The sequence below is a fragment of the Bradyrhizobium sp. UFLA05-153 genome, from assembly GCF_054185185.1.
Genome location: NZ_JBBIAM010000261.1, coordinates 1 through 4,194 on the forward strand (window position 1 = coordinate 1; position 4,194 = coordinate 4,194).

A 4,194-nucleotide genomic window follows, 5' to 3' on the forward strand; every position below is an offset into this window, starting at 1 on the left:
TCTGTTCCTCCAGAGCTGAAGGGGACGAAGGGCGACATCATGGCTGCCAGAATCGAAGTACCTATTCTTGCTGCAATGGTTTACGGGATTGTCGAATTTTTCCGACTGGGGTGGTCCCAAGACTACTACTTGTACACTTACGCTGCGGTGTTAGGTGGCGTTGCTGCCTCAGCAGGTCTTTTCACCTATTTTTTTATTGTATCCGCCGCCGAACGAAACAGGAGACGGAAAAATCTCCTAGTTCCGCTTGGATTCCTTCCCTATTTCTATGCGTTTTACATCATGGGAGTTCTTGGCCTTTACACAATCTTTGAAGGCGTAATCGGTAAGTTTTCAGTTTTGTCGATGATTGGCGGGATCTTCTGGATTTTTGTCGGATTTCATCTGGCATATCGGTTTTACCTGGTGACAGAGATTGTCAGGCAAAACGATGAAAGAGCTATGTCAGCTCATCCACAGAAGTGAGACCATCGAGCAAACTTCTGGGCCTTGGCAGAAGTGGCGCCGACCGACGTCACAAGTCCACCGTGCTGACGGTCGATCATTAATCCTCTAGGATGGAAGGCCGAGCGGACGACCCCGGTTAGTGACAACTGGGGCCGCCGACGATCCTCAGCCATAGGATCTGACGGTCCCCAAAGGATCGCGCCCTTACAAAAAATCGAAGGTGTTCTTGTGATCGCGCGCCAACATTTTGGCTTCTTGGGCGACGTCACTTCCAGACTCATGCGCGCAGCAAATTGCGTCTCGTATTCGATCACTCGTCCGGAACAAGTTACGGGCTCATTGGGGCAACCCTGGTTTCCGAAGGCCCTCGATCATCAGCTTTGCGTTTGATTGGCAGCCCCGAGTGATCCACACGCAGCGGCAAATTCTCGACCGGTGCGGGCCAACGTTCTCCTGATGCGTTCCCGAACGTAGAAATGTCGCCAAACAACTTGCTGCGGCATTAGTTGCGGTCGATATTTCGAAGAAGCTGTGGGGTATCGCGAGCGGGAGAACAGCAATGACATGGAGCAACCAGGTGGCGGTCGTGACCGGTGGCGCGCGCGGCATTGGCCGAGCGATCGCGCTTCTCCTGGCCAAGCGGGGTGCCGCCGTGTGCGTCAACTACGCGGCGCGCGCGGACGCGGCCGAGCAAGTCGCGTCCGAAATTAAGGGCGAAGGCGGGCGCGCTATAACGGCCTGTGCGGACGTAGCGGACTTTCGCGCCGTCCAGATGATGATCGAGCGGGCCGAGGCGCAGCTTGGCCCGGTGACCATACTAGTCAACAACGCCGGAGTGTTCCATCAGGCAACGCTCGACACATTCGACTACGAACAGTTCGATCGCATGCGTCGCGTCAACGCGGACGGCACTATTCACGCGACCCGCGCTGCTATGGCGGGCATGCGCGCCCGCCGCTATGGCCGGATTGTCAATGTGGCCTCTATAGCCGCGATCGGAACGGCGCTGCCCGGCAATGCGTTCTACGCCGCGACAAAAGCGGAGGCCGCGATATTGACGCGTCGCTTCGCGATGGAGCTGGGCGCTGACGGGATCACCGTAAACGCGGTGGCGCCAGGATTCGTCCGCACGGATATGACGCAGGGGATGCGCAGCGCCGACGAGTGGAAGGCGATCGAGAAGAGTCTTGCCGAGCGGACAATAATGGGGCGCATCGGACAGCCCGCAGATATCGCTAACGCTGTGACTTTCCTTGCCGCTCCGGAGGCGGGTTGGGTAACGGCCCAGTTGTTAGTAGTGGATGGTGGAAGAATGGATTACATCGGACACGGCTAAGGCCGAACCCTCGCGCTCGCCCGAGAACACGGAACGGGCAGCAACTATCCGTCAAGATAGTGCGGCAAAAGGTCCGTTGAATTGAACCTGCACGGCTGATGTGCCTTAGTCTTTCTCCTTGGAGGAAGGCTCCAATAGCGGGCTCGGGATTGTGACCCCTATCGTCTTTTCGATCTCGTTCGCCAAAACCCTGAAATGCTCGGCAAGTCTCGCGAACAGCTCTCGCTTCTTCTGGTCGGTTGCCAAATCGCGGATCATTTCGCATTCAGCGATCTGAGTGCGCAGCATTTCTAGGTGCGCCTGCATATCCTTCATGGCGCGGCGCGCCTACTTCGGTGGCTGCAAGCCGGGCGAATGAGCCCATTCGTCCAGATGTTCTGCGGTGTCGGCCTGCCGGGCTCTTCGCAGCATGTCGTCGCGCTCGATACCTGGTGGAAGCTTGGCTGCTTCGTCCCGGGCGTCCTGGGCGAACGCGGCAAGGCGATCTTGGAATGTGGATTGCTTGAAACAACGCCGACTTGTCATGGCGCGCTCCCTTTGTTCGAGTAAGGCGGGAGCGCAACCGGCGTTCTCAGTCACCGATAGAAGCCAGGGACGGGGCGGTGATGAGATATAAAGGCATATTCCGGGAAAACTTTCTGTTCAGAAGTGCACACAAAACAAATTAGGACACTAATACCTCTGCACAGGAACAGATTGGCAATTCGAGAACCTGTCTTGAACCCGGCAGCGACGTGACGATGTCCACCTTGGTCATTCGCGACTGAGCCGGGCAGTGCTCGCTACCAATCGATGTCCGCTTCGGTCCCGATAGCGCTCGCATTTGTGCAGACGCAGCAAATGACGCGAGGAGCCAGATTCGGACATCTCAGCACAACGCACATCTTGATCAATTCGAGAAGCCGCTGCAGCAGGTCGCGACGACCGAGATGGCAGTCGGGGCTTGCTCTGGCTGGCAACCCCGATCATGCGAAGGGCTTAGGGACTGAGCGGCGAGAGGGCGTTGCGCAGTGGCACGCTGGAAATTTGCATCAAACCCGCAAATGGCTGACCAAACTCCAGGACCAGGTAGATCGCTCCGGCGGCCGACAGTGCAAAAACGAACAGCGAGCCGAAAACGGTTGCGCTGGGTTTGGCAAAAAGGCCGAAGCTTCCAAAGATGATGGTGAGCCAGAAAATCAGCACCACCAGGAACGGCATGGGGATTGAGTTGTTCGTCTGTGCGAACAGCAGCAGGCGGGTCTGCGCAATATCGGTGGCGATCTGTATGGCTCTGGCTTGCAGGGACCGCTGGGAATCGTTCTGCGGCGAAAGCTGCGGAAGCTTCGCAAAGAATGCGTCGCTTGCGGCGCTCGCCTCAAAGGGGTTCGCCTTGGCAACCTCGGAACTGTTCTCGCGCCACATTCGATCGGCTAAAACAGCGATGCCGCGTCGTAACAGATTGCGTACGTCGTTCGTCTCCGGTCCGTACTGCGCCAGCAGATTGTCGAGCAGGACGACATTACTCGTCATCTGCGTGACTTGAGTGCTCTGCGTGTCGTAGGAGCCCTTCGCCGAGGCGATCAGCAGGCCGAGGACGAGCGCGGCTATCGTCCCGATCAGGCCCGTGCCCAGCCTGACGACATCCTTGTCATCCGTGCTCAGGTGGTGCCCAGGAAGGAACATACCGAGCGAGGCGCCGCCTGAGATGCATACAAACGTGATGCACGATACCGTGATTGCATTCATGATTCACCAGTGTCGCGAGGCAGCGGCCGTCTCTCTGTTGGTCGTCAAGTTTAGCAACAGAGCGACGAGCTTGATAGGCCATAGCTTCACGGCTCGTTCGCCTGAGCGCAGGCTTGGTTTCGGCCCCGTATCGTTGACGTGGCATCCTGATGCGTCGCGGCCTATCAGTACACCCTGCGCCGAACAACGAGCGCCCGCGGCGCGGCAACCGCACCGGCAGGAATCGCCAGATGTTTCATGACGGCTCTCCTTGGGGTGTTATTCTGTGGTTCCGGCAATCGCGGTGCCGCGGCGTGTCGAGACTTAGCGGTGTGTCGGCTCGGCTGCGGAGGCAACTGTGGGCCTCTTAGCGATCAATGTGCGTCGGTCGTGAATCAAGCTCTCGAGCCGGTGGACTGCCACATTCAGTGTGGCATCATCCACTGCGCTCTCGTCTCCGGCAGCGGATTTGGCACGTTCCGCTTTTAGAATGCCGTCGATTTCTTCTTCGACATCCGACAGCTCGGCCTCTGCTTCGACTTTCCGGATCCGGCGCGCCAGGGCATAGAGGGAATCCAGCGGGCCATAGGTCGCGCGGTTGCCGATGCCCAGGAATTTCCACGCCGCCGCAAGCATGGTGGCAGCACCGCCCAGCACCATCGGCGTCAAATAGATCCAGTTGCCGTATTCATCCATGAAGCTCT

General features: G+C 58.0%; 5 protein-coding genes and 1 pseudogene. 3 read left to right on the top strand and 3 right to left on the bottom strand.

The window, feature by feature from the left end; translation table 11 throughout:
- Both Q2941_RS50935 and Q2941_RS50940 read left to right on the top strand, forming a co-directional pair.
- A partial coding sequence (locus tag Q2941_RS50935; protein ID WP_458197439.1) for a hypothetical protein occupies positions 1–465 on the top strand: 465 nt, incomplete at its 5' end.
- 541 nt (positions 466–1,006) lie between these two features.
- On the top strand, positions 1,007–1,783 hold the full coding sequence (locus Q2941_RS50940) for an SDR family NAD(P)-dependent oxidoreductase (RefSeq protein ID WP_458197440.1): 777 nt from the start codon (positions 1,007–1,009) through the stop codon (positions 1,781–1,783).
- 105 nt (positions 1,784–1,888) lie between these two features.
- On the opposite strand, the gene Q2941_RS50945 is transcribed toward Q2941_RS50940, so the two are convergent.
- Positions 1,889–2,098, bottom strand: a complete 210-nt coding sequence (locus Q2941_RS50945) for a hypothetical protein (protein WP_458197441.1) — start codon at positions 2,096–2,098, stop codon at positions 1,889–1,891.
- Positions 2,099–2,137: 39 nt separating this feature from the next.
- On the opposite strand from Q2941_RS50945, the gene Q2941_RS50950 reads away from it, so the two are divergent.
- On the top strand, positions 2,138–2,332 hold the full coding sequence (locus tag Q2941_RS50950; RefSeq protein WP_458197442.1) for a hypothetical protein: 195 nt from the start codon (positions 2,138–2,140) through the stop codon (positions 2,330–2,332).
- A gap of 429 nt (positions 2,333–2,761) precedes the next feature.
- Here the strand turns inward: Q2941_RS50950 and Q2941_RS50955 are convergent, their stop codons facing one another.
- Positions 2,762–3,511, bottom strand: coding sequence for a bestrophin-like domain (locus Q2941_RS50955; protein WP_458197443.1), 750 nt, complete (start codon positions 3,509–3,511; stop codon positions 2,762–2,764).
- A gap of 303 nt (positions 3,512–3,814) precedes the next feature.
- Positions 3,815–4,194: pseudogene (locus Q2941_RS50960) on the bottom strand (TAXI family TRAP transporter solute-binding subunit); the annotation flags it as partial.